The organism is Kineococcus aridisoli, assembly GCF_050871885.1.
Lineage (GTDB): Bacteria > Actinomycetota > Actinomycetes > Actinomycetales > Kineococcaceae > Kineococcus.
This window is the reverse complement of sequence record NZ_JBJLSF010000045.1, coordinates 13386-35806: the sequence shown is the minus strand read 5'-3', so window position 1 is coordinate 35806 and position 22421 is coordinate 13386. Positions and strand designations below refer to the sequence as shown.

Genomic DNA, 22421 nt, shown 5'->3' with positions numbered 1-22421 from the left:
GCCCCGGGACCGCTGGTCCCGGGGCCCTGCTCGTGGTGCGTGCGGTTCAGACGACGGTGAGGGTGATCGTCGAGCCCTTGGGGATCGGCTGCCCGGCGGCGGGGTCGCTGGAGCGGACGGTGCCGAAGATGCCGCCGAGGACGTTCTCGACGCGCACCTGGAAGCCGAGGCGCTCCAGCGCCTCGCGCGCCGCGGCCACCTGCTGGCCCTGCACCTGCGGCACCTGCACCAGCGGCGGGCCGGTGGAGACGACGAGGTCGACGGGGTCGCCGCGGAAGAGCGTGCCGGAGTCGGGGGACTGCGAGATCACCTGCCCGGCGGGCACCTGCTCGCTGGTCCGCTCGGTGACGTCCCCGACGGCGAGCTCGGCACCCGTGATCGCGGTGCGGGCCGCCTCCAGCGGCGAGCCGGCCACGGCGGGCACCTCGATCGGCTCGCGACCCCTGGAGACCACGAGGGCGACGGGGGTGTCGTGCGCGAGCACGGTGGCCGCCGCCGGGTCGGTGCGGATCACCAGGCCCTCCTCGACGCTCTCGCTGTACTCCTCGGAGACGGCCCCGACGGCCAGGCCGGTGCCGGTGAGCGTGTCGGCGGCCTCGTCCCGCGGGCGGCCGACGACGTCGGGCACGGCGAACTGCTCGACGCCCTTGCTGACGACGAGGACCACGCTGCCGTCCTTGCGCACGCGCTCACCGGCTCCGGGGTCGGTGGCCAGGACCACGCCCGCGGGGACGGTGTCGCTGAACTCCTCGCGCTGCTGCACGCCCAGACCGGCGCTGCGCAGCGCCGCGCCGGCCTCGGCGGGGGAGCGGCCGGTGACCGCCGGCGTGGTGGTGTAGGCGCCGGGACCGGCCAGGAAGTACCAGCTGGTGGCCCCGGCCAGCGCCAGCAGGAGCAGGACCAGCCCCACCAGCAGCCCGCGCCGGCTGCGGTGCCCGTGCTCGGCGCCGCTGCGAGCGGCCGGCTGCCCGGCCGCGGTCGCGGCGGCCGGGGTCGTGGCGGTCGTGGCCGCCGCGGCGGTGCTCGCGGGTGCCGCGCCGACGGCGCCCAGGCGGGTCGTCGAGCCGGGCGCGGCGACCGGCTCGGGGCGCTCGGGGCGCTCGGGGCGCACGTCCAGCTGCTGCGGCGTCAGGGAGGAGCGCACCGCGCGCAGCTGCTCGAGCATCTCGGTGGCGTCGGCGGGCCGCTCGTCCGGGTCCTTGGCGAGCGCGTCGAGCACGAGGGCGTCCAGGGCCGCCGGCAGGCCGGGGACGCGGCTGGAGGGCGGCGGCACCTGCTCGTGCACGTGCCGGTAGGCGATGCGGAAGGGGCTGTCCCCGGTGAAGGGGGGAGCGCCGGTGAGCATCTCGTAGAGCATGACCCCGACGCCGTAGACGTCGCTGCGGGCGTCGCTCTCACCGGTGTCCAGCTGCTCGGGCGCCAGGTACTCGGCGGTGCCCATGATGTCGCCCATGCCGACCGTGGTGCTCTGGCCGGAGGCCGTGGCCGCGCGCGCCAGGCCGAAGTCGGCGACCTTGACGCGGCCGTCGCGGCCGACGAGGACGTTGGCGGTCTTCACGTCGCGGTGCAGCACGCCCTTGCGGTGGGCCTCGGCGAGGGCGTCGAGCACGTCGGCGGTGGTGGCCAGCGCCTCGCCGGGGGTGAGCGCGCCGCGCTCGGTGACCACCTCGCGCAGGGTGCGGCCGTCGACGAGCTCCATGACGAGGTAGGCGGTCTCGGTGCCGCCGGCGGTGTCCACGCCCTGGTCGAGCACGGCGACCACCCCCGGGTGCGCCAGCCGCGCGGCGGACTTGGCCTCGCGCACGAAGCGCTGCCGCGCCACCGGGTCGTGGGCCAGGTCGGCGCGCAGCACCTTCAGCGCGACCTCGCGGTCCAGCCGCTCGTCGAGGGCGCGGTAGACGACGCCCATGCCGCCGCGCCCGATCCGGCCCAGGACGCGGTAGCGCCCGTCGAGGCGTCGCCCCACGAGGGGGTCGGAGAGCGTGGCGTCCACGGTCAGCGAGTCTAGGCAGAGCGGGCGCCGGCCCCGGGCAACGCCGCGCGTCGCGCGGTGCCGCCCGGGGACGCGGGGCCGGTCAGGAGAAGCGGGCCTGCAGGGTCTGCACGTTGGCCACGTAGCGGCGGGTGTCGTCGTACATGCCGCGCGAGCGCACCGAGGCCTGCCCCTGGTAGTAGGAGGCGATCGCGACGTCCGGCGGGTTGTTCGCGACCAGCGTGCGCAGGATCGCCACCCCCGCCTTGGCGTTGTCGCGCGCGTCGAAGAGGTCGATCGGCTCGCCGAGCAGGTCGGAGGCCCACTGCCCGGAGCTCGGGATGACCTGCATGGCGCCGATCGCGTTGGCGTGCGAGACCACCCGCATGTTGAAGCCCGACTCCTGGTAGCCGACGGCCAGCGCGAGGGACGGGTCGACGCCCAGGCGCACCGCCGTGGAGCGGATGATCTCGCGCATCTCCTCGCGGCCGGGCTGGTCGCTGTCCTGCAGGCGGGCCCGGTTGGCCGCCACGGCCGCGCTCACCGTCGGCGCCTGGGTGGCCTGCTCGGCCTCCTGCTCGTCGGCCTCCTCGGCGGCGGGCGCGGCCTGCCCGCCGACGCGCAGCCGCTGCCCCTCGACGATGAAGCCGGTGGCGTCCAGGCCGTTGAGCTCGACGAGCTCGTCGACGCCGGTGCCGGTGGCCAGCGCGATGTGCGAGAGGGTGTCGCCGGCCCGCACGGTGTAGGTGGCGCTCGCCGCGGGGCGGGCGGGGGCGGCCGCCGCGCCCCCGGCCAGCCGCAGCACCTGCCCGGCCCGGATGGAGCCGCGCGCGTCGAGGCCGTTGGCCTCGCGCAGCGCGCCGACGGTGGTGCCGTGGGCGGCGGCGATGGCGCCCAGGGTGTCGCCGCTGCGCACCTCGTACGTGCCGGAGGCACCGCCCGCCTCGGCGTCGTCGCTGCCGACGGCCTGCGGCAGCGGGATCCGCAGCCGCTGCCCCTCGACGATGGAGGCCCGCCCGTCCAGGCCGTTCGCCTCCACGATCGCCTGCACGCTCGTGCCGGTGCGGGCGGCGATGCCGCCGACGGTCTCACCGCGGCGCACGGTGACGACCTGCTCGGGTGCCGTGGCGGCCTGGCCGGCCGCGGGGGTCGCCGCGTGCGCGGCGGCGGGGGTGCCGGCGTGCGCCGCGGGGACGACGGCGGTGGGGGCGGCGGCGCCCACGAGGGCGGCCGCGAGCCAGCGCCCGCGCTTGCGGGGGCCCTGCTCCTCGCGGTCCGCGGGCGTCGTGGGACCCGTCGGCTCGTGCTCGTCGGTCATGGCGGGCTCCTCCGGAGGTCGTGACGTCTGCGGCGCCTGGTGCCGGCGGTGCTGGCGGTGCCGGCGGGGCTGCTGGGGCGCCTGTGAACCTAGCGGACCACCGCTGCGCCGACGGCGCACCACGGCCCCACGATGTCGGACCGGCCCGCGCCGTCGTGGGAGGTGCCCGGGCGAGTCGTGATCGCGGCGGCGGGGCGGCAGACTGGAGGGGTGTCCGCACCGTTGAGAGCAGAGTTCGCCCGCGAGAAGGGCGACGACCTGGACCCCGTCGTGCCCGAGTGGCTCACCGTCCCCGACGTCGCGCAGGTCGCCGGCGTCGACCAGCGCGACGTCCGGCGCTGGCTGCAGGAGCGCGAGCTCGTCGCAGTGCGCCGCGGCGAGCGCGGCGTCGCCTCCGTGCCGGCCTCGTTCGTCACTCCCGAGGGCCCGCTGAACCACCTGCGCGGCACCCTGTCGGTGCTCGCGGACGCCGGCTTCTCCGACACCGAGGCCATCCGCTGGCTGCACACCCCCGACGACACGCTGCCGGGCACGCCGATCGACGCCCTGCGCGCCAACCGCAAGACGGAGGTCCGGCGGCGGGCGCAGGCCCTGGGCTTCTGAGGCGGGCGCTCCCCGCGGTCCCGGCGAGGGCCGCGGGGAGCGGGTCTCAGCCCGGCAGCCGCTGCCAGCGCGCCTCGCGCACCCGGGCCAGGCGCGCACGCACCAGCCCCGGCACCGCCACCGCCAGCCGGCGCGGCACCCCGACGGCCACCCGCCGGCCGATGACGTCGAAGCCGGCGTCCTCGACGGCGCCGAGGATGCCCCCGTACAGCTCGTAGGCGGTGCGCAGGCAGTCGCGGCTGGTGGGGTGCACCATCGCCAGCCCCGGCTGCGCCTGCGCGTACAGCTCGCGCGTGCGGGCCGTCTCGAAGGCCAGCAGCTCGCGCACCGCCGGCGGTGTCGTCCCGGCCGCGCGCGCGGCCAGCAGGTCCGCGCGGCTGACGCCGAACGCGTCGAGGTCCTCGGCCGGCAGGTACACCCGCCCCCGGTCGAGGTCCTCGCCGACGTCGCGGATGAAGTTGGACAGCTGGAACGCCTCGCCCAGCGCCTGCGCCGGCCCCTCCGCGCCCGGGGCGACGGGTTCCAGCACGGGCAGCATCTGCAGGCCGATGACCGCCGCCGAGCCGTAGACGTAGCGGCGCAGGTCCTCGTAGGTGGCGTAGCCGGTCTCGGTGATGTCCATCCGCATCGAGTCCAGGAACGCCTCCACGTGGGCGCGGGGGATGTCCCAGCGGCGCATGGTGGCGGCCATCGCCCGCCCCACCGGGTCGGTGGGCCCGTCGGCCTCCAGCGCCTTGAGGAAGCCCTCCGACCACTCCACGAGCGCGTCGGGGTCCGGGTCGGTGAGGGAGTCGACGAACTCGTCGGCGTAGCGGGCGAAGCCGTACAGCGCCCACACGTAGGGCCGCTTGGCCGGCGGCAGCAGCAGCGTGGCCAGGTAGTACGTCTTGCCGTGCTCGGCGTGCAGCAGCCGGCACGCCTCGAACGCGGCGCGCAGGCTCGGCTCGTGCAGCGCCGGGTCCGTGCGCGCGGCCGCGTCGAGCGCCGCGGCGCTGCTGCGGGGCAGGAGGACCTCGGCCGGTGGTGTCAGCGCCATGCCCGCGAACGGTAGCGGCGGTCGCGGCCGGTGACGCGCTCGGCCGCCAGCCGGCCGGAGACGAGCACCATGGGCACCCCCACGCCCGGCTGGGTGCCGGAGCCGGTGAACACCACGTTCTCGCCCCACAGGTTGCCCGGCCGGAACGGCCCGGTCTGCCGGAAGGAGTGCGAGGAGGCGAACGGGGCGCCGTCGGCCATCCCGCGCCGCTCCCAGTCCGCCGGGGTCGTCACGTCCTCCACCTCGACCGCGTCGGCGAAGCCGCCGTAGCCGCGCTGCTCCAGCACCTGCATGACGTGCTCGCGGTAGCGGGGGCCGACCTCGTCCCAGTCGATGCGCCGGCCGGGCCCGCCCGCCGACAGCGACGGCGTCGGGAAGAGCACGTAGTAGACGTGCTTGCCGGCCGGGGCCAGCGAGGGGTCGGAGACGGTCGGGCGGGAGACCAGGACCGAGGGGTCGCTCATCAGCCGCCCGTCCAGCAGCTCGGCGAACACCTCCTTCCAGGCGGTGCCGAAGTGGATGGAGTGGTGCACCGGGTCGGGGTAGTCCGCGCTCGAGCCCGCCAGCAGCAGGTAGCAGGACGGGGAGAAGGCGAGCCGGCGGCGCACGGGCGCGCCGAGCAGGTCGCGCCGCGCCACCGGCAGGTCGGGGTTGAGCACGACCGCGTCGGCGGCGAAGCGGCGCCCGTCGGCGGTGAGGACGGCGGTGGCCCGCCCGCCGCTGCGCTCCACGCCGGTGACCTCGGTGCCGTAGTGGAACTGCACCCCGTGCTTCTCGGCGGCTGCGGCCATCGCCGTCGGCAGGGCGTGCATGCCGCCCCGGGGGAAGAAGACCCCGGCGACGGAGTCCATGTAGGCGATGACGGCGTACAGGGCCAGCGCGTCGTAGGGCGACAGGCCGGCGTACAGGGCCTGGAAGGAGAACATCCGCTGGGTGCGCGGGTCCTTGAGGAACTTGCCGACCTCGGGGGCCATCTTGCGGAAGCCGCCGGCGGCCAGCAGGCGCACCAGGTTGGGGCGCAGCAGGTCCAGCGGGGTGTCGATGTTGGAGTCGATGAAGTCGCGGATCTCGTAGCGGTACAGGTTCCCCACGTGCTCGACGAAGCGGCGGTAGCCGTCCGCCTCGGCGGCCCCGCACAGCTCGCCGATCGCGGTGGCGGTGCGCTCGACGTCGGCGGAGACCAGCAGCTGCGAGCCGTCGGCGTAGCTGCCCCGGTACAGCGGGTCGACGGGGTGCAGGTCAAGCCAGTCGGCCATGTCCTCGCCGAGCGCGTCGAAGCAGTCGGCGATGAGGTCGGGCATCGTCAGCACCGTCGGGCCGGTGTCGAAGCGGTACTGCCCGTCGGCGGTGTCGCGCACGACGAGCCCGGCGCGCCCGCCGGGCACGTCCTCGCGCTCGAGGACGGTGACGGAGCGCCCGGCTCCCGCCAGGCGCATCGCGGCGGACAGGCCGGCGAGGCCGGCCCCCACGACGACGACCTCGTCGGTGCGGCCGCTGACGTGCCGGGTGCGGCCGGGCAGCCAGTCGAGGGTGCGGGCGGTGCTGGTGCGGAGGCTCACGGTGGTTCCTGTCCGTCGTCTGCTCGGCGGTGGGGTGGTGCGGTGGAGCCGGTGGTGCGGTGTCCGGTGGTGCGGTGGAGCTCAGGAGCGGCGGCTGGTGGCGGCCACCACGAGCTCGTGCAGCGCCGCGCGGGCCGGTGCGGTCAGGTCGGCGGCCTCGAGGGTGGCGCACGCGACGTCGACCTGCTGGGCGATGATCTCCTCGACGCCGTCGAGGGCGCCGGTGTCCACCAGCACGGTGCGCAGCGCCTCGACCCCGTCGGCGTCCAGGTCCGGCGCACCCAGCAGCCGCTCCAGGACGGCGGTCTGCGCGGGGGTGGCGGCCTGCGCGGCGAGCCCGACGAGGACCGTCCGCTTGCCCTCGCGCAGGTCGTCGCCCGCGGGCTTGCCCGTCTCGGCGGGGTCGCCGAAGACGCCGAGGACGTCGTCGCGCAGCTGGAAGGCCTCGCCGAGGGCCAGGCCGAAGCGCGAGTAGTCCGCCAGCAGGCCCGCCGGTGCGCCGGCGATCGAGCCGCCCAGCAGCATCGGGTGCTCGATGGAGTACTTGGCGCTCTTGAAGGTGACCACCCTGCGGGCGCGCTCGACGGCTCCCGCGGCCCCCTGCTGGGTGGAGGAGGCCTGCTCCAGCATGTCCAGGTACTGACCGCCCATGAGCTGGGTGCGCATGACGTTGAAGACCCGCCGCCCGCGCGCCAGGGCGTCCGCGGGCAGCGCCGCCCGCGAGAACAGCTCGTCGCTCCAGGCCAGGCACAGGTCGCCGGCCAGCACCGCCCCGGCCAGGCCGAAGCGGGTGCTGCTGCCGTCCCAGCCCGCCCGCCGGTGCAGCGCCTCGAAGCGGCGGTGCGCCGCCGGCTGCCCGCGGCGGGTGTCGGAGTCGTCCATGACGTCGTCGTGGATGAGCGCCGCCGCCTGGAACAGCTCCAGCGCCGCGGCCGCCGCGACCACGCCCTCGTCGGGCAGGTCCGGGCCGGCCCCGCGCCAGCCCCAGTAGCAGAACGCCGGCCGCAGCCGCTTGCCGCCGCGCAGCAGGGCGGAGACGGCCTCCAGCACCGGTGCGCAGTCCTCGCTCACCTCCTGCAGCACCGCGGACTGGTCGGCGAGGAAGTCCGCGAGGACCTCCGACACCGCCGTCCTCAGCTCCGACGTGTCCTCGATGGCGCGTGGTTGCACGTCCGGGAGTGTCGCAGTGTCCGTGGGGGAGGCGGGGGAGGCGGGCGGCACGAGGGCACTCTAGGCACGCCCGGAGCGAGGGGCCAGCAGACGTCGCCGCTGGTCACGGGCAGGTCACGCAGGGGCTGGTCCTACCGTGGCCGGGTGCCTGGGATGGACCGCGACAGCTACCTGCGGCGCTGGTCGTCGCTGCACGGCGGTGCGCACGCCGGCGGGCTGGTGCGCGGCTGGCTCACGGCGGTGCACGCCGTCGCCCGCCCGCTGGCCGCGGCCGGGCTCGCCCCGGCCGCGGTGACGCTCACCGGGCTGGCGCTCGCGGTCCTGGCCGCGGTCGCCGCGGTGGCGGGCGGTCGCGGCGGCGGGGCCGCCGTGGCGGCCGGGGCGCTGCTCGTGGCGGCCGGGCTGCTCGACAGCCTCGACGGCGCGGTCGCGGTCGTCAGCGGCCGCACCAGCGACCGCGGCGCGCTGCTGGACGCCGTCGCCGACCGGGTCGGGGACGCGGCGTGCGCCCTGGTGCTGTGGGGGTGCGGTGCCCCCGCCTGGCTCGCCCTGACGGCCGGCGGCCTCGCGCAGCTGCAGGAGTACCTGCGCGCCCGCGCCCAGGGGCTCGGGGTCGCCGACGTGGGGGTCGTCAGCGTCGCCGAGCGCCCCGTGCGGCTGGCGATCGCCGCGGCCGGGGCGGTCGCCACCGCCGTCGTCGCCTGGCTGGACTGGGCGACCCTGGGGGCCGGGGTGTGGGCGGTGCTCGGGCTCATCGGCTTCGTGCAGGTGGCCGGCGCCCTGGGCCGCCGGCTCTGACGGCCCCGGCGGACCGGACCGCCGGGCGGTCCCCGGAGGAGCCGGTCCTCAGGCGGAGCCGACGAGGTCGGCGACGATGCGCGCCGACAACCCCACCAGCGGCAGCCCGCCGCCGGGGTGGGCGCTGCCGCCGACGAGGAACAGCCCCGGCACCGGTGAGCGGTTGGCCGGGCGCAGGAACGCCGAGCGGGCCCCGTCGCTGGAGGTGCCGTAGATCGCGCCGCCGTCGCTGCCGGTCAGCGCCTCCAGGTCCGCCGGGGTGCGCACCTGCGCGAACCGCAGCCGGGCCCGCACGTCCAGGCCGCGGGCCGCGAGCGCGTCCAGCACCGTGCCGGTGTACCGCTCGACGAGCCCGGCGTCGCGCCAGTCGGTGCCGCCCGGCGCGCGGCCGCCGGGGTCGTGCACGGGTGCGTTGACGAGGACGAACCACGCCTCGCAGTCCTCGTGCGGGCGCAGCGCGGGGTCGTCGGGGGCGCTGACGTACACCGTCGGGTCGGCCACCGGCCGCCCGGCGGCCAGGTCGGCGAACTCCGCGTCGTAGTCGTCGGGGAAGAGCACCGTGTGGTGGCGCAGGCCCGGGGTGCGCCCGTCGAGGGCCAGCAGCAGCACGAACCCCGACGAGGAGCGCCGCCGCGGCGCCGGCCGCGAGCGCGGCCGCGGCAGCAGCCGGCCGTACAGCTGGGCGGCGTCGACCGCGGAGACGACGACGTCGGCGCGCAGCACCCCGCCGTCGGCCAGCCGCACGCCGCTGGCGCGCCCGCCCTCGGTGAGCACCGCGTCCACCGCGGTGCCCGTCCGCAGCCGCACGCCGCGCTCGAGGGCGCGGTCGGCCACGGCCAGCGCCAGCCGGTGCAGCCCGCCGCGCACGTACCAGGCGCCGAACGCCTGCTCCACGAACGGCACGGTCGCCAGCGCCGCGGGCGCCTTGGCCGGGTGCGAGCCGGAGTAGGTGGCGTAGCGGTCCAGCAGGACCCGCAGGCGCTCGTCGTGCAGGTAGCGGCGCCCCAGCGAGCGCAGGCTGGACCACGGGGCCACCGTGCGGACGTCGGAGGTGCTGCGCGCCAGCCGCAGCAGGGTCCGCGACCCCTCCAGCGGGGACTCCAGGAAGGGTTCGCGGGCGACGTCCCAGATGTCGGAGGCGCGGCGCAGGAAGGCGGCCCACTGCTCGCCGGTGCCCGCGCCGAGCGCCTCGTCGAGGGCGTCCACCACGCGCGGCAGCCCGCCACCGGGCAGGTCCAGCCCGGTGCCGTCGGCGAAGCGGTAGCGGGCCACCGGGTCCAGCGGCACGACGTCCAGCACGCTCTCGAGCGGGTCGCCGGTCTTGAGGAACAGGTCGCGCTGCACCGCGGGCAGCGTCAGCAGCGAGGGGCCGGTGTCGAAGGAGAAGCCGTCCCGGCTGTACCAGCCGAGCTTGCCGCCGACCTCCTCGGACTGCTCGACGAGCTCCACCCCGTGCCCGAGCGCGGCGAGCCGCGCGGCCACCGACAGCCCGCCCAGCCCCGCGCCGACGACGACGACCCGGCTCACAGCGGGCGGCCCTTCCACGCCAGCCCGCCGCGAGCGTGCCGGCGCCGGGAGTCGGCCAGCAGCCCCAGCAGCAGCGCCACCGAGGCCGGGTGCGCGAAGGCGTCCGGCAGCGAGCGCCCGCCCGTGCGCTCGGCCGCCGCGTAGCGGCCCACGACGGCCGCGAGGTAGCCGGCGGCGCCCACGGGGGAGCCCGTGAGGGCGGCCAGCGGCGGCAGCAGGTACGTCAGCGCCAGACCCGCACCGACGGCCACCGCGCCGGGGCCGGAGCCGAACGCCGACCACAGCGACTTCGCGTACCCCTCGCGCAGCGCTGGCCAGTCCTCGTACATCCGGCAGGTCGCCAGCGCCGTGCCGTCGGCCACGCCGCCGCGGCCGCCGGCGGCCTTGACCGCGCGCAGCAGGGCGATGTCGTCGAGGACCTCGGTGCGCACGGCGGCGTGCCCGCCCGCGCGGTGGTAGGCCGCGGCGTCCACCAGCAGGAACTGCCCGTTGGCCGCGGCCAGCGAGGGGCGGGCGGAGACCTCGGCGCGCCGCAGCGGCAGCGTCGTCAGCCACGACCACTGCAGCAGCGGCTGCACCAGGCGCTCGCTCCACGTCAGCGCCAGCTGGCGCGGGTAGGGGCACAGCAGGTCCAGGCCGGTGCCGCGCAGCAGGTCCACGCCCGCGGCCACGGCGTGCGGGGCGAGCACGACGTCGGCGTCGACGAAGACGAGGACCTCGCCGGTGGCGGCCTCGGCCAGCCGCTGGCAGGCGTGCGCCTTGCCCAGCCAGCCCGCCGGCGGCCCGTCGCCGCGCAGCAGCCGCACGCGGGGGTCCGCGGCCGCGACGGCCTCGACGACGTCGGCGGTGCGGTCGGTGGAGGCGTCGTCGTAGACGAGCACCTCGTGGTCGGGCAGGGCCAGCTGGTCCAGCAGCGAGGTCAGGCAGGTCCCGACGCGCCCCTCCTCGTCGCGCACCGGCACCAGCACGCTCACCCGCCCGCGCACCTCGGGCGGGTCGAGCTGCGGGGTGCGCAGCGCCCGCGCGTTGAGCAGGGAGTGCGCGGTCAGCGCGGTCGCCGCCGCGGAGCCGGCCCAGGTCAGCGCGCGCCAGGTCCCGGCGGCCGTCCCCCTCGCCGCGCTCACCGCGCGTCCCGGCGCACCGAGCGCAGGTAGGGCAGCACCGTCAGGCCCATCGCGGCACCGCCGTAGGCGGCCACGTGCGGGCGGCGGAAGAAGACGGCGTTGGCCAGCGTCGAGCCCGCCCACGTCCAGCCGAGCAGCGCGGCGGGCACGGTGGCGGGCACGACCTCGGCGGGCGCGGCCTCGGCGGGCGCGGTGGGGGGCACCTCCTCGGCGGGCACGGCGGCGTGCAGCGCGGCGCAGATCAGCGTGGCGGTCAGCAGCCAGCCGGCGTAGTTGCCCAGCGGGATCCCGGGCACCCCGGGCAGGTGCGGGTGCGGCTGCTCGAAGGCCCAGTGCCCCTCGGCGGTCATCTGCGGGTCCAGGAAGAGGTCCCAGCTCGCCAGCGTCCACGCCGCGGTGCCGACGGCGACGACGTCGCGGGCGGGGCGCTCCAGGTCGCGGGCCAGCCGCCGGCCCAGCTGCAGCGCGGGCTGGGCGAGCATCGTCCACGCCAGCGGCACGACGACGGGCACGCCGAGCACCTGCGGGCCCAGGGAGCGCGCGTAGCGGTAGTGCCCGAACGGCCGGCCCGTGCGGGTGCCCACCACCTCCGCGGCCAGGCCGAGCCCGCCGGCCACGGCCAGCGTCGCCAGGCCCGCGCGCAGACCGCCGCGGCGGGCCGCGTCGGTGACCGCGGCGGCGGAGAACGCCGCGACCGAGCCGATGGTCGTGCGGTGCAGCGCCCGCCCGCGCAGCAGGGGGTGGGCGACCTGGGTGAGCACGGCCGCACCCGTGAGGGCCCCGGCCAGCGCCGGTGCGAGTCGAAGGGGCACGGCCAGCACTCTAGGAGCGGGCTGCGGCACCCGCCCCGGTGGGCGCCGACGGGTGGCCGACGGGTGGCCGACGGGTGGTCAGCGGGTGGTGAGCAGGTGCGCCAGCGCGCACAGCCCGGCGAGGGCGACGGCCAGGCACAGCCAGCCGAGCACCCGTCCGGCCGTCCAGAGCGCGCGGTGGCCGCGGTCCCACCGGGAGCCGGCACCCGGCGAGCCGTGCGGGTGGACCTGCTCCGGGCGCGGGCCCCAGGCCCACAGCGCCACGAGGGCGCTGCCGAGGGCCGACGGCAGCTGACGCACCCAGGACGACGGTTCCACGCCCCCGGGGTCGCCGCCGCGCCGGCGCGCGGGTGCCGCCGCGCCCGCGCCACCACCCGCTCGGCTCAGGGGGTCCGCCCGTCCAGCGTGCCGCGCACGTCGAGGACGGCGAAGCGGGCGAACAGCTCCTCGGCGTACCAGCCCTCCCGCGGGGTGCGCCGCACCACGTCGCGGTGCGCGCTGGTGCGGTGGGCGAAGGCGCGCAGCGCGTCCGTGGACTCCCACAGCGAGAAGGTGCCCTGGTAGCCCAGCGGCGCCTCCCCGATGCCCAGCGCGCAGCGCAGCCCCGGCACGCCGTGCAGCTGCTGCGAGACCGGCGGCACCGAGCGCCAGAACGAGGCGGCCCTCGCCGGGTGCAGCCGCGCACGGGTGATGGAGGCGACGGGCCCCTCGTGCGCGTCGCGGCGGCGCCCGCCGAACGGCTCGGCCCCGGACCAGCGGCCGCGGCTGGTCAGCGGCGCCAGGCGCACCTGCAGGCGCTCGGCGGCCAGCCGCCGCCAGGCCTGCACCGTCGCGGAGCGCTCGAAGCGGTCGGCGTCGTCGGCCTCGGCCCACGCGACGAGCAGCGCCCAGCGGCGCGGGTCGGCGTCGCGGACGGTGAAGGTGCGCCCGCTGCCGGTGCCCATGAGCTTGCTGAAGCGGGCGCCGGGGGTGCGGGCCAGCGCGGGCCGGTCGGCGGCCATCCGCCACAGCGCACCGGCGACCCGTCGCGGCGGGACCGTCCACACGTCGAGGGTGACGAGCGCGGGCGCGCCGGGGGAGCGCGGGGGGTCGGTGGGCACGCGCCGAGGCTACGGGCGCCGCGTGCCGCCCGCGCCGGGGCGCCCGGCAGCGCGCTCCGGCGCCCCGGCCCGGTGACGCCCGCCGGGCGTCAGCCGCCGTCCCCGGCGAGCGCCACCTGCTCGCGCACGAGCGCTGCGACGTCGGCGGGCCGGTCCCACGCCGGCACGTGACCGCACGCCTCCCACTCCAGCCACCGCGCGTGCGCCGGCGCGCAGGCGCGCAGCAGGTGCGAGGGCGGCACCACCCGGTCGCGCCGGCCGGCGACGACCGCCACCGGAACCCGCACCTGCCCGGCGCGCTCGAAGAGGCCCGCGGCGATCCCCGCGTCGGCGGCGGCGTAGCCCGCGGCGGCGGCGACCGCGGCGACCGCGGTGCGCGCCACCTCGGGGGGCAGCCGGCGCGGAGCCGCGCTCGTCGCGCCGAACGCCAGCGCCCGCCCCCACGCGCTCGCGGTGACGTCGACCGGCAGCCGGGCCGCCCACCGGGCGAACTGCTGACCGGTCGGCAGCAGCGGCGGGCGACGTCGCGGGGCGGTCCACAACCCCGCGGGGGTGAGCGCGGTGACGGTGGCGACGGCGGGCTCGGCGCCCTCCCGCCCGGTGGCCTCGCCGTCGTCCGCGGCGGCCTCCAGGCAGGCCCAGCCCCCCAGCGAGTGGCCCACGAGGTGCACGGGCCGCCCGCCCTCCCGGGCGAGCCGCCGGGCCAGGCGGTGCAGCCGCCGCCCGAGGGCGCGCGGGCTCATCTCGTCGACGTCGTCCACGGGTGGGCTCTCGCCGTGGCCGGGCAGGTCGACGAGGGCCAGCCGGTGCTCCGCCGCCAGGTGCGGCACGACGAGCGACCAGGTGCTCGCGGCGCTGCCCAGGCCGTGCACGAGCACCACCTGCGGCGCCCCCGCCCCCGCCTGCTCCACGAGGTGGACGGCCAGGCCCTCCGGTCCGCTCATCCGATCTCGACGGGGTGCCCTCCGGTGAGGCGGAGGAGCTCGTCGTAGCGGGTGCGGAACAGCGCGTGCGGGTGCCCGGCGGGGACCCAGACGACCGGGTGCAGGGCCAGGGCCACGTCGACGAAGGTGGGCATCGGCTCGGCGAGCCCGACGGGGGAGGCGGAGCCCAGGACGGCGCCGGTGCGGTGCAGGACGTCGACGTCGTCGTCGAGGGTCAGCTCCGGCTCGCTGAGCACGGCCGCCAGCGCCGGCGGGAACAGCCGGTGCACCCGCGAGGAGACCACCATCAGCCGCCGCCCGTCCCGGGTGGTGAGCACGGTCGTCCGAGCGAGCGCCGCGGGCGCCACGCCGAGGTGGGCGGCCACCTCGGCCGGTCCGCACAGGTCGGCGGGCAGTTCCCGGACCTCACCGCTCGCGCCGAGCGCCACCAGGGCCGCCACCGTGGCCTCGACGGCCGGGACCGGTGCACGGGGCGGTGACGCCGCGACCGGCCCGCCGGCCGGCGCCTCGCGCGTCCCCGTCCACCTCATGCACCACAACGGTAGAGCCGTGCGGGCCCGTCGTCGCGCCGAGCGGACGGGCCTGCGGACGGGCCTGCGGACAGGCCTGCGGCCGGGACCGCCGGTGGTCCCGGGCGTCAGCGCGTGAGCACGTCGGTGCCCTCCAGCAGGTGGATCGGCACCGGTTCGGAGACGACCGTGGCCAGCCCCTCGACCGGCCGGTACGGCAGCCCCGCGATCGTGTACTCCCCGCGGTAGGCGGTGGTCAGGACGATCTCGTGGTCCCCGCTCCGCACGTAGGTGTGGGTGAGGTCGTGCGCGGGGTACGGCGCCCCGGGGACGTCCGTGGGGCCCAGCGTCCCGCCGTCGCCGAAGGACCACGTCCACGAGACCGGGGTGGCGCGGACGGTCACCGGGAACCCCAGGACGGTCGTGTCGCGGACGACGGTCTCGGCCCGCGTGTGCACGATGACGGGCACGTTGACGAGCGCCTGCCCGTCGCCGGGCTGGACCTCGACCGCCCCGGCCGGCAGGCCGACGCGCTGGAGGTCGGCGAGCGTCACGGCCGGCACCTGCACGGGGGTGCCGGCCGCGGCGGCCTCGCTGGTGCACCGGGTCCCGCGGCTGGTCCACGGCCCCTCGCCGGTGCGTGCCCAGACCGTGGTCAGCAGCTCCCCCGGGGGGCAGTTCGCGCCGGCCGCGCGGCAGGAGTTGTCCCCCACGGGCATGTCGGGGGTGTTGCGGCTGCAGGCCGGCGTGCGGACGACGGTGACGGGTGGGCCCGATGGGCCTTGTGCGGACCGTCCCATGGAGTCGCCGGTTCGTCTTCCAGGAACTGAGGTCTGAGCATCGACGACCACATCGCTCCCCAGCGCGACTCCAGAGGAGTTCGGCTTGGCTGTTGCAGTGCTCGGCGAAGCCGAGAATGTCAGGGCCAGTGCGGCGCCCCCGGCGATCACCAGTCGCTTGCGCCTCATTCGACCTCCCACACGACCCACCGGTTCTGCAGCCACTTCAAGTCCAGAGCGGTCCGACCGTCGAGGAGTTCTGGAACTTCGTCGATGACCGTGCCAACGGCATCCACGACGCTGTGTGCTGACCGGTCGGTGATCACCGTGAGGCCGAGTTCTCCCGACTGGGGGTGCCAGTAGTCGTAGTCAGTTCCGCGGAAGACGAGTTCCAGACCCACATTCGAGTAGCCCCGCTTGCGGTACTCGTCGATCTCCTCGGCGTAGTAGGCGCACCCCGTGCAGCCGGGGTCGGAGATCTGCCGCAGCAGGCTCGGGTCGCCCGTCTCGCGGGCGTGGTTGAGCACGGCGACGAAGTGGACCGCGAAGTAGCTCGCACCCTCCTCGGTGCGCACCCGCCCCAGCGGGTCGAGCTCCGGCGCCGGCAGGGACCTCGTCGCCAGCGGCGTCGGCGTCGACGCGGCCGGCGTCTGGACCGGGGCCGATGGGGTCGGCGGGGCCTGGGGTGCCGGTCCCGCTGGCGCGGCCGCGGCGGCCCCGGTGGCGGCGGGGGCCGGCGCCGGGGTGGACGGCGCCGGTCCCGAGCAGCCGGTGAGCAGCCCGAGGGCGGTCAGGGCGGCGACGGGGACGGCGGCCGGGCGGAGCGGGATCACCCGCGCACGGTGGCACGCGGCGCCGCCTCCCCGCGGGCGGCGGCGGGGCGCCTGTGGACAACTCGTCGGCCGATCGGGTGGCCGCCCTCCCCCCCCCCCGGCGGCGAGCGGTGATCCGGCCGTGTGGACGGCCGATTCGCCGTTGACGCGGCCCGAGGCCCGTGGTGTAGCTTCGAAGTGCGTTCGAACGGTTGTTCGAGCGTGGTGGCCGCTCGGTGGTGCGGCCCGCGGGGAGGGGAAGCTCCGCGGGCCGCGCCGCCGGGTGCGTCGTCCTGGGCCGCTTCCCCCGGCCCGCCCACCGCGGGAGCACCCGCGGTGCCGGTTCCAGCGGGGAGGGTGAACAGCGGTGCGACGGTTCTCCGACGAGGTGCACGTCCGGTCCGGTGCGCTGGGCGAGGCGCACGACGCCCCGGTGCAGTTCGTCTGGCGCGGGCGGCTGTACGTGGTCCGGGAGCTGCTGTCCCGGTGGCGGGAGCGCCGGGCGTGGTGGGAGCACTCCGCGGTCGCCGCCGTGCACGGTGACGAGCCCGCGGTGACGGCGGTGGGAGCCGGTCGCGGCGGGGCGGCGACCGCCGCCCGGCCGGTCCTGGAGCTCGGCGACCTCGAGCGCGAGGTCTTCCGGGTCGAGGCCAGCGTGGGGCGCTGCGCGGCGAGCGGCGTCTACGACCTCGCCCGCTCCGTCGCGCTCGGGACGGCGGCCGTGTCGGAGGGTGCTGGTACCACTGCTCCTGGTGGCACGGACGGCGCGTGGCAGCTGCTGCGCGTCAGCGACTGACCGCACACCCTCACCGGACCACTCGAAGGCACCACCCGAAGGCACCACCGACGCCACACCTCTCAGCCAGATCGCACAGGAGCTCGCGATGACCACCGCGTCCAGCACCTCCGACATCCCCGACGTCCCCCGGCCGCTCACCACCGCGGCGCTCGACCTCCTCGAACGCTGCGAGGCCGAGCTCGTCGCGGCGATGCGCGCGGACGACCCCGCCGACCGGTACGTGCACGCCCACCTGTCGGCGTTGCGGGCGGGTGCCGCGCTCGTCGCGGTGCGCGGCCGCCCGGCCGGCCCGCGGCGCAGCAGCCCCCGCAGCGTCTGGGAGATGCTGCCGCGCCTCGACGACTCGCTGCAGGAGTGGGCGGACCTCTTCGCCGCGACCGCGGCGACGCGTTCCGCCGTGGAGGCCGGTCGCAGCGGCGCGGTGGACGCCGCCGCCGCGGACGCCCTGCTCGCCGCCGCGGAGCGCTTCCACCGCGTCGTGGAGTCGATGCTCGGCCTCAGCGCCGTCCACCCGCTGGCCGGCTGACACCGGCGGGGCGCGGTCCGCGCCGCACCCCGCCACCTCCTTCCCCGCGAACTCCCACCGCTCCGCCCATCGCCACCGCACCCACCGCTGCTCCGTCCTTCCCCGCGGGCACGTTCCCCGGAGGACGTCCCCCTCGTGTTCGCACCACCGCCGTTCCCGCACCTGCACGTCGCCTCCGGGTACTCCCTGCGCCACGGCACCTCCACACCCGCCGACCTGGTCGCCCGGGCGGCGGCGCTGGGGATGGACACCCTCGCGCTCACCGACCGCGACGGCCTCTACGGGGCGGTGAAGTTCGTGCGCGCGTGCACGGCGGCCGGCATCGCCCCCGTCGTCGGCGTCGACCTGGCCACCGCGGCCACCGGCCTCGCCGACGGGTTGCCGGCCTGGGCGGACCCCTCGGCGCGCGCGCGCCGCACCGCCCCGCGGGCGCCGGTGCGCGGGGGCGCGGCCGTGGACCCGCGGCTGCCGCGGGTCACCGTCCTCGCCCTGGGCGCCGGCGAGGCGGGAGCGGGCACCGGGTGGGCGGCGCTGTGCGGGCTGGTCAGCGCCACCCACCTGGCGGGGGAGCGCGGCCACCCGGTGAGCAGCCTCGACCTCGTCGCCGCCCACGCCGCCACCGGTGCCGGGTCTCCGGCGCTGGCCGTCCTGCTCGGCCCGTCCTCGGAGGTCGGCCGCGCCGTGCTCGCCCGTCGCGACGACCTCGCGCGCGCGGTCCTGCGGCACTGGCGGCGTGCGCTGCCCGAGGGGGCGCTGCACGTCGAGGTCGTCTGCCACCACGCACCCCCGGGCGCCGCCGGCAGCGTGGAGCACGCGGCGCGCACGCTCCTGCTGGCCCGGCGGGAGGGGGTGCCCGCGGTGCTCACCGCGGTGGTCCGCTCCGCGGACCCGGACGGCGCGCGGACGGCCGACCTGCTCGACGCGGTGCGCCGGCTGGTCCCGCTGGGCGCCCGCCACCTCGACCGGGCGACCGGTCAGGGGCACCTGCTGCCGAGCGCGGACATGGCCCGCACCGCGGCCGACGTCGCGCGGGCCGCGGGCGAGCCGGAGCTGGCGGCGCAGCTGCTCACCACCACCGGGCTCCTCGCCGCGCGCGCCCGCCTCGACCCCGTCGCCGACCTGGGCATCGGCACGCCCCACCTGCCCGACCACGCGGCGCTCGGCCTGGCCGCCGACGCCGACGCCGACGCCGTCCTGCGGCAGCGTTGCGAGGCGGGGATCGCCCGCTGCTACCCGGGCGCCGGCCCGAAGCAGGAGGCGCGGGTGCGCCGCCGCCTCGACGCCGAGCTGGCGACCGTCGCGCAGGTCGGGTTCGCCAGCTACTTCCTCACCGTCGCCGACGTCTGCGACCTCACCCGCGGCCTGGGGGTGCGCGTCGCCGCCCGCGGCTCGGGCGCGGGCAGCCTGGTGAACCACCTGCTGCGCATCTCCGGCGTCGACCCCCTCGAGCACGGCCTGCTCATGGAGCGCTTCCTCAACCCGCGCCGCGGCCAGCTGCCCGACATCGACCTCGACGTGGAGTCCGCGCGGCGCGAGGACGTCTACGCGGCCGTCCTGGACCGCTTCGGCGGCGACCGGGTGACGTGCGTGTCGATGATGGACACCTACCGCGTGCGGCACGCGGTGCGCGACGTCGGGGCCGCGCTCGGCCTGCCCCCCGCCGAGGTCGACGCCATCGCGACCGCCTTCCCGCACCTGCGGGCGCGCGATGCCCGCGCGGCCGTCGCCGAGCTGCCCGAGCTGCGGCGCAGCGGCCTGGGGGAGGAGCGCCTGGACGCCTTCTTCGACCTCGTCGAGCGCCTCGACGGCCTGCCCCGGCACGTCGCGCTGCACCCGTGCGGCGTGGTCCTGTCCGGTCCCGGCCTGCTGCGCCGCACCCCCGTGGAGGCCAGCTGGAAGGGCCTGCCCATGAGCCAGTTCGACAGGGACGACGTCGAGGACATGGGCCTGCTCAAGCTCGACGTCCTGGGCATCAGGATGCAGTCGGCGATGGCCCACGCCGTCGCCGAGGTCCGGCGCGTGGAGGAGGTCGAGGTCGACCTCGACGACCGGTCCCTGGTGCCGCTCGACGACCCCGCCACCTACGCGCTCGTGCGCTCGGCCCGCACCCTGGGCTGCTTCCAGATCGAGTCCCCCGGCCAGCGCGAGCTCGTCGGCAAGTTCGCCCCGGAGACCTTCGAGGACCTCGTCGTCGACATCTCGCTGTTCCGGCCCGGGCCGGTGAAGTCGGACATGGTCACCCCGTTCCTGCGGGCCCGGCAGGGCTGGGCGCAGCCGCAGCTCCTCGACGACCGCCTGCGGCACGTGCTCGAGCCGACGCACGGCGTCGTGGTCTTCCACGAGCAGGTCATCGAGATCATCCAGGCGACCACCGGCCACGACCTCGCGCTCGCCGACGAGTACCGCCGCCACCTCGGCACCCGCCGCGGCCAGGAGGAGATGGAGCCGCAGTTCAAGCGCCGCGCGCTCGAGCACGGCTACCCCGCCGAGACGGTCGAGCGGATCTGGGAGGTCCTCACCGCGTTCGCCTCGTTCGGGTTCTGCAAGGCCCACGCCGCGGCGTTCGCGCTGCCGACCTACCAGTCCGCCTGGCTGAAGACCCACCACCCGGCGGCCTTCCTGGCCGGTGTCCTCACCCACGACCCGGGCATGTACCCCAAGCGGCTGATCCTCGACGACGCCCGCAACCTGGGCATCGAGGTCCTCGGCCTCGACGTCAACGCCTCCGGCGACACCTACCGCGTCGAGCGCGTCGAGCCCGTCGAGCCGGCCGGACCGGGCGCGAGCCGCTCCGCGGCGGTGCCGGCTCCCCGTCGCGGGGCCCGGGGGCACCGCGACGGCGACCCGTGGCTGGGCGGGCCGGGACCGCGCAACGCCGAGGGTCTGGGCGAGGGGATCGCCGACGGCACCGGCTTCGGCATCCGGCTGTCGCTGGCGGAGGTGAAGGGCATCTCGCAGGCGGAGCTGGCGCGCATCGTCGCCGGGCAGCCCTACCGCTCGCTGGCGGACCTGTGGCAGCGGGCCCGGCCCTCGCGGCCGCTCGCCGAGCGGCTCGTGCTGACCGGTGCCCTCGACTCCCTGCACGGGCTCCCGCCGACCGAGCGCGGCGGCGGCGCACCACCCGCCCGCCGCGGCCGCACCACCCGCCGCGACCTGCTGCTGCAGGTGGCCGAGCTGGAGCGCTGGGACCCCTCGCCGGCGGGCGCGCGCCGCCGCGCACCGTCCGCGCCGGCGGTGGGCGGAGGCCTCCTCGACGTGCGGACCGCGGCCTCGCGGCAGTCGCGGGCAGCTCGCTCCGTGCGCGGGGCGGCGTGCGCGGTGCAGCTCGCGCTCGACCTCGGCGGTGCTCCCGAGGAGGTGGTGCCCAGCGGTCTGCCCGAGATGTCCCGCGCCGAGCGCGTGCGCGCCGAGCTGGACGTCCTCGGCCTCGACGCCAGCGCGCACGTCGTCGACTTCTACGTCCCGCTGCTGCGCGCGCTCGGGGTCACCCCGGCCCGCGAGGTGCTCCGGCAGCGCAGCCGTGCGGAGCTGCTGGTCGCCGGGGTGAAGGTCGCCACCCAGACCCCGCCGGTGCGCTCGGGCCGGCGCGTGGTCTTCCTGACCCTCGACGACACCACCGGCCCCGTGGACGCGACCTTCTTCGAGGACGCGCAGGGCCCCTACGCCGCGACGGTGTTCCACTCCTGGCTGCTGCTCGTGCGGGGCGTGCTGCGGCGCACCGGTCCGCGCGGTGCGTCGCTGCGCGCCACGGGGGCCTGGGAGCTGCCGGTGCTGTGGGACGCGTGGACCGCGGGCGGCACCGGGGTCGTGCGCGACCTGATCGCCGCCGCCCCGGACCCCGGGTGCTCGCACGCCACCACCACCGCCGGCGCGGCCGCCAGCCGCTCCACCCGCCCGGTCGTGGCCGCACCGCCCCCGCTCGTCCGCCGGGTGCTCGTCCACGCCAGCGGCTTCCGGCAGTCGCCGTACGCCGACCTGCGCCCGGCCGGGGACGACGTGCGCAGCTCCCGCTCGATCTCCCGCCGCTCCGGGGCCGGGGCGGACGGCGTCGAGGAGCCGGTCGGCGACGGGCGCCGTCGCGCGCGGACACCGCGCAAGCTGTGGCACTCCAGCGCCGGCAGCTCGGGGTGGTGACCCGCAGGGGGGTCGCGGCGCGGGCGCCCCGGGGCAGCGGTGCCGGGTGTCTAGGGTGGGGACCGACCACGACCGCCGAGCCGGCGGTCGCGCCCGCAGCAGCCTGGAGGAACGAGTGGCGAAGGAACGGGGCCGTCCCCGCACGTCGACGGTCCTCTGGGAGGGGGTCCAGCACCTGCTCGCCGACGCGACCGGGGACGCGACCGGGACCGCGAGCGGGGACGCCGCCGACGCCGGGGCGCTCACCGTCGTCGACCTCGGCGGCGGCACCGGCGGCCTCGCCGTGCGGGTCGCCGCGCTCGGGCACCGCGTCGTCGTCGTCGACCCCTCGCCCGACGCCCTCGCGGCGCTGCAGCGGCGCACCGTCGAGGCCGGCCTGTCCGGTCGCGTGCGGGCCGTGCAGGGGGACGCGAGCGACCTGTCCTCGGTCCTGGCGCCCGCCAGCGCCGACGTGCTGCTGTGCCACGGCGTGCTGGAGGTCGTCGACGACCCGGCGGCCGCGCTGCGCGCCGCCCACGAGGTGCTGCGGCCCGGTGGCCGCCTCAGCCTGCTCGTCGCCCAGTGGCCGGCCACGGTGCTCGCGCGGGTCCTGGCCGGTCAGCTCGCGCAGGCGCTGCACGTGCTGTCCGACGACACCCGCCGCTGGAGCTCCAGCGACCCCGTGCGGCGGCGCTTCGACCAGGCCTCGGCCACGGCGCTCGCCGAGGCGGCCGGCTTCAGCGTCACCGAGGTCGAGGGCACCCGGACCTTCAGCGACGTCGTCCCGGCGGTCAGCACCGAGTCCGACGACGACCTCGCGCTGCTGCGCGAGCTCGAGGCGGTGGCCGCCCGCTCGCCGGAGCTGCGCGTGCTGGCCGGGCACCTGCACCTGCACGCCCGCCGCTGAGCCGCGCCGCGCA

Annotated in this window: 20 protein-coding genes; 6 read left to right on the top strand and 14 right to left on the bottom strand. The window is 77.6% G+C overall.

Annotated elements, in window-relative coordinates; all coding sequences use genetic code 11:
- Positions 1–46 precede the first annotated feature (46 nt).
- On the bottom strand, positions 47–1993 hold the full coding sequence (gene pknB, locus ACRYM2_RS13585) for a Stk1 family PASTA domain-containing Ser/Thr kinase (protein ID WP_432522920.1): 1947 nt from the start codon (positions 1991–1993) through the stop codon (positions 47–49).
- Between the two features lie 82 nt (positions 1994–2075).
- Positions 2076–3290 (bottom strand): lytic transglycosylase, encoded by a 1215-nt coding sequence (locus ACRYM2_RS13580; protein WP_432522919.1) that lies wholly within the window; start codon positions 3288–3290, stop codon positions 2076–2078.
- Between the two features lie 210 nt (positions 3291–3500).
- On the opposite strand from ACRYM2_RS13580, the gene ACRYM2_RS13575 reads away from it, so the two are divergent.
- Positions 3501–3893 carry an Rv2175c family DNA-binding protein gene (locus ACRYM2_RS13575; protein WP_432522917.1) on the top strand — a complete coding sequence of 131 codons (393 nt, stop codon included), beginning with the start codon at positions 3501–3503 and terminating at the stop codon, positions 3891–3893.
- 46 nt (positions 3894–3939) lie between these two features.
- Here ACRYM2_RS13575 and ACRYM2_RS13570 read toward each other — a convergent pair whose 3' ends face one another.
- From ACRYM2_RS13570 to ACRYM2_RS13560, 3 genes are all read right to left on the bottom strand, one after another.
- Positions 3940–4929, bottom strand: coding sequence for a phytoene/squalene synthase family protein (locus ACRYM2_RS13570; RefSeq protein WP_432522916.1), 990 nt, complete (start codon positions 4927–4929; stop codon positions 3940–3942).
- Positions 4920–6488: a phytoene desaturase family protein gene (gene crtI, locus ACRYM2_RS13565; RefSeq protein ID WP_432522915.1), complete on the bottom strand. Its 1569-nt coding sequence runs from the start codon at positions 6486–6488 to the stop codon at positions 4920–4922. Before crtI ends, ACRYM2_RS13570 begins: the two co-directional genes overlap by 10 nt.
- A gap of 81 nt (positions 6489–6569) precedes the next feature.
- Entirely contained in the window at positions 6570–7658 is a 1089-nt protein-coding gene (locus ACRYM2_RS13560; RefSeq protein WP_432522914.1) for a polyprenyl synthetase family protein, read from the bottom strand.
- Between the two features lie 153 nt (positions 7659–7811).
- On the opposite strand from ACRYM2_RS13560, the gene ACRYM2_RS13555 reads away from it, so the two are divergent.
- Positions 7812–8456, top strand: coding sequence for a CDP-alcohol phosphatidyltransferase family protein (locus tag ACRYM2_RS13555; protein ID WP_432522923.1), 645 nt, complete (start codon positions 7812–7814; stop codon positions 8454–8456).
- A 48-nt stretch (positions 8457–8504) separates the two neighbouring features.
- Here the strand turns inward: ACRYM2_RS13555 and ACRYM2_RS13550 are convergent, their stop codons facing one another.
- The 9 genes from ACRYM2_RS13550 to ACRYM2_RS13510 all read right to left on the bottom strand — a co-directional run bounded on the left by ACRYM2_RS13550 (position 8505) and on the right by ACRYM2_RS13510 (position 16084).
- Positions 8505–9983 carry a phytoene desaturase family protein gene (locus ACRYM2_RS13550; protein ID WP_432522913.1) on the bottom strand — a complete coding sequence of 493 codons (1479 nt, stop codon included), beginning with the start codon at positions 9981–9983 and terminating at the stop codon, positions 8505–8507.
- Positions 9980–11107 (bottom strand): glycosyltransferase family 2 protein, encoded by a 1128-nt coding sequence (locus tag ACRYM2_RS13545; protein WP_432522912.1) that lies wholly within the window; start codon positions 11105–11107, stop codon positions 9980–9982. Before ACRYM2_RS13545 ends, ACRYM2_RS13550 begins: the two co-directional genes overlap by 4 nt.
- Positions 11104–11919, bottom strand: coding sequence for a carotenoid biosynthesis protein (locus ACRYM2_RS13540; RefSeq protein WP_432522911.1), 816 nt, complete (start codon positions 11917–11919; stop codon positions 11104–11106). The genes ACRYM2_RS13545 and ACRYM2_RS13540 overlap by 4 nt, the downstream gene beginning before the upstream one ends.
- A gap of 78 nt (positions 11920–11997) precedes the next feature.
- The gene (locus ACRYM2_RS13535; RefSeq protein ID WP_432522910.1) at positions 11998–12237 is read right to left on the bottom strand and encodes a hypothetical protein; all 240 of its coding nucleotides are present in this window, start codon (positions 12235–12237) and stop codon (positions 11998–12000) included.
- A 65-nt stretch (positions 12238–12302) separates the two neighbouring features.
- Positions 12303–13019 (bottom strand): monooxygenase, encoded by a 717-nt coding sequence (locus ACRYM2_RS13530; RefSeq protein ID WP_432522909.1) that lies wholly within the window; start codon positions 13017–13019, stop codon positions 12303–12305.
- 89 nt (positions 13020–13108) lie between these two features.
- On the bottom strand, positions 13109–13963 hold the full coding sequence (locus tag ACRYM2_RS13525; protein ID WP_432522908.1) for an alpha/beta fold hydrolase: 855 nt from the start codon (positions 13961–13963) through the stop codon (positions 13109–13111).
- Positions 13960–14493 carry an aminoacyl-tRNA deacylase gene (locus tag ACRYM2_RS13520; RefSeq protein WP_432522907.1) on the bottom strand — a complete coding sequence of 178 codons (534 nt, stop codon included), beginning with the start codon at positions 14491–14493 and terminating at the stop codon, positions 13960–13962. Before ACRYM2_RS13520 ends, ACRYM2_RS13525 begins: the two co-directional genes overlap by 4 nt.
- A 107-nt stretch (positions 14494–14600) precedes the next feature.
- Positions 14601–15191 (bottom strand): PKD domain-containing protein, encoded by a 591-nt coding sequence (locus ACRYM2_RS13515; RefSeq protein ID WP_432522906.1) that lies wholly within the window; start codon positions 15189–15191, stop codon positions 14601–14603.
- A gap of 245 nt (positions 15192–15436) precedes the next feature.
- Entirely contained in the window at positions 15437–16084 is a 648-nt protein-coding gene (locus tag ACRYM2_RS13510) for a DUF6318 family protein (protein ID WP_432522905.1), read from the bottom strand.
- Between the two features lie 346 nt (positions 16085–16430).
- Here ACRYM2_RS13510 and ACRYM2_RS13505 point away from each other — a divergent pair, with 346 nt between their 5' ends.
- The 4 genes from ACRYM2_RS13505 (at position 16431) to ACRYM2_RS13490 (ending at position 22408) form a co-directional block, all read left to right on the top strand.
- Positions 16431–16859 (top strand): DUF6504 family protein, encoded by a 429-nt coding sequence (locus tag ACRYM2_RS13505; protein ID WP_432522904.1) that lies wholly within the window; start codon positions 16431–16433, stop codon positions 16857–16859.
- 88 nt (positions 16860–16947) lie between these two features.
- A complete protein-coding gene (locus ACRYM2_RS13500) occupies positions 16948–17388 on the top strand; it encodes an SAV_6107 family HEPN domain-containing protein (RefSeq protein WP_432522903.1) in 441 nt (146 codons plus the stop codon).
- Positions 17389–17523: 135 nt separating this feature from the next.
- Positions 17524–21522: a DNA polymerase III subunit alpha gene (locus ACRYM2_RS13495; protein ID WP_432522902.1), complete on the top strand. Its 3999-nt coding sequence runs from the start codon at positions 17524–17526 to the stop codon at positions 21520–21522.
- 115 nt (positions 21523–21637) lie between these two features.
- On the top strand, positions 21638–22408 hold the full coding sequence (locus ACRYM2_RS13490) for a methyltransferase domain-containing protein (RefSeq protein WP_432522901.1): 771 nt from the start codon (positions 21638–21640) through the stop codon (positions 22406–22408).
- The last annotated feature ends 13 nt before the right edge of the window (positions 22409–22421 follow it).